This is a genomic window from Microcoleus sp. N9_A2 (genome assembly GCF_036701775.1).
Taxonomy (GTDB): Bacteria; Cyanobacteriota; Cyanobacteriia; order Cyanobacteriales; family Microcoleaceae; genus Microcoleus.
The window spans coordinates 1-2,500 of the sequence record NZ_JAUBRH010000122.1; the positions used below are offsets into that span (position 1 = coordinate 1).

The 2,500-nt window shown below is 51.4% G+C and carries 1 rRNA gene (cut by a window edge); it reads right to left on the reverse strand.

Annotated elements, in window-relative coordinates:
* Window positions 1-11: 11 nt before the first annotated feature.
* Window positions 12-2,500: ribosomal RNA gene (locus tag QUA44_RS30055) — 23S ribosomal RNA — on the reverse strand; it runs 390 nt beyond the window's last position.

The following is a 2,500-nucleotide window of genomic DNA, read 5'->3' on the forward strand; positions in this document are numbered from 1 at the left end:
ATCAAAGTTATAGGGTCAAGCCGCACGAGCAATTAGTATCAGTTAGCTTAACGCATTACTGCGCTTCCACACCTGACCTATCAACGTCCTGGTCTTGAACGACTCTTTAGGGGGCTCAAGGCCCCGGCAGATCTCATCTTGAAACGAGTTTCCCGCTTAGATGCTTTCAGCGGTTATCTCTTCCACACTTAGCTACTCGGCAATGCCACTGGCGTGACAACCGATACACCAGAGGTGTGTCCACTCCGGTCCTCTCGTACTAGGAGCAGGCTTCCTCAAATCTGCAGCGCCCACGGAAGATAGGGACCAAACTGTCTCACGACGTTTTAAACCCAGCTCACGTACCTCTTTAAATGGCGAACAGCCATACCCTTGGGACCGGCTACAGCCCCAGGATGAGATGAGCCGACATCGAGGTGCCAAACACCGCCGTCGATATGAACTCTTGGGCGGTATCAGCCTGTTATCCCCAGAGTACCTTTTATCCGTTGAGCGATGGCCCTTCCATACAGAACCACCGGATCACTATGTCCTGCTTTCGCATCTGCTCGACTTGTCAGTCTCGCAGTTAAGCACGCTTATGCCATTGCACTATCGTCACGATGTCCGACCGTAACTAGCGTACCTTCGAACTCCTCCGTTACGCTTTGGGAGGAGACCGCCCCAGTCAAACTGCCTACCATGCACTGTCCCCGATCCAGATAATGGACCTAGGTTAGAACCTCAAACACACCAGGGTGGTATTTCAACGTTGGCTCCATGAGATCTAGCGACCTCACTTCAAAGCCTCCCACCTATCCTACACAGATCTGTTCAAAGTCCAATACAAAGCTACAGTAAAGGTTCATGGGGTCTTTCCGTCTTTCCGCGGGGAGATTGCATCATCACAAACATTTCAACTTCGCTGAGTCTCAGGAGGAGACAGTGTGGCCATCGTTACGCCATTCGTGCAGGTCGGAACTTACCCGACAAGGAATTTCGCTACCTTAGGACCGTTATAGTTACGGCCGCCGTTTACTGGGACTTCAATCAAGAGCTTGCACCCCATCATTTAATCTTCCAGCACCGGGCAGGCGTCACACCCTATACGTCCACTTTCGTGTTTGCAGAGTGCTGTGTTTTTATTAAACAGTCGCAGCCACCGATTTTTTGCAACCCCGTTGGGCTCGCCTTGTACAGGTTCACCTACTTGGGGCATACCTTCTCCCGAAGTTACGGTATCAATTTGCCGAGTTCCTTCTCCTGAGTTCTCTCAAGCGCCTTAGAATACTCATCTCGCGCACCAGTGTCGGTTTGCGGTACGGTCGTCAATAGCTGAAGCTTAGTGGCTTTTCCTGGAAGCAGGGTATCACTCACTTCGTCTGCAAGCAGACTCGTTATCACCCCTCATCTAAGCCCGGCGGATTTGCCTACCAGGCACGACTACAGGCTTGAACCAACATATCCAACAGTTGGCTGAGCTAACCTTCTCCGTCCCCACATCGCACTATTGATCGGTACAGGAATATTGACCTGTTTCCCATCAGCTACGCATCTCTGCCTCGCCTTAGGGGCCGACTCACTCTACGCCGATGAACGTTGCGTAGAAAACCTTGCGCTTACGGCGAGGGGGCTTTTCACCCCCTTTAACGCTACTCATGTCAGCATTCGCACTTCTGATACCTCCAGCATCCGTTACCAGACACCTTCACAGGCCTACAGAACGCTCTCCTACCACGTGCAATAAATTGCACATCCGCAGCTTCGGTAACTGGCTTAGCCCCGTTACATCTTCCGCGCAGGACGACTCGATCAGTGAGCTATTACGCTTTCTTTAAATGATGGCTGCTTCTAAGCCAACATCCTGACTGTTTTAGCCTTCCCACTTCGTTTCCCACTTAGCCAATTTTAGGGACCTTAGCTGGCGGTCTGGGTTGTTTCCCTCTTGAGTCCGGACGTTAGCACCCGGTGCTCTGTCTCCCAAGCTGTACTCGTCGGTATTCGGAGTTTGCATAGGTTTGGTAAGTCGCCATGACCCCCTAGCCTAAACAGTGCTCTACCCCCGACGGTAATACTTGAGGCACTACCTAAATAGTTTTCGGAGAGAACCAGCTATTTCCAAGTTTGTTTAGCCTTTCACCCCTATCCACAGCTCATCCGCTAGTTTTGCAACACTAGTCGGTTCGGACCTCCAGTACCTGTTACGGCACCTTCATCCTGGCCATGGATAGATCACTTGGTTTCGGGTCTACACCCAGCGACTGATTCGCCCTATTCGGACTCGATTTCTCTACGGCTTCCCTATTCGGTTAACCTTGCCACTGAATGTAAGTCGCTGACCCATTATACAAAAGGTACGCAGTCACCCTTGCGGGCTCCTACTTTTTGTAAGCATGCGGTTTCAGGATCTATTTCACTCCCCTCCCGGGGTTCTTTTCGCCTTTCCCTCACGGTACTGGTTCACTATCGGTCGATTACGAGTATTTAGCCTTGGAGGATGGTCCCCCCATATTCAGACAGG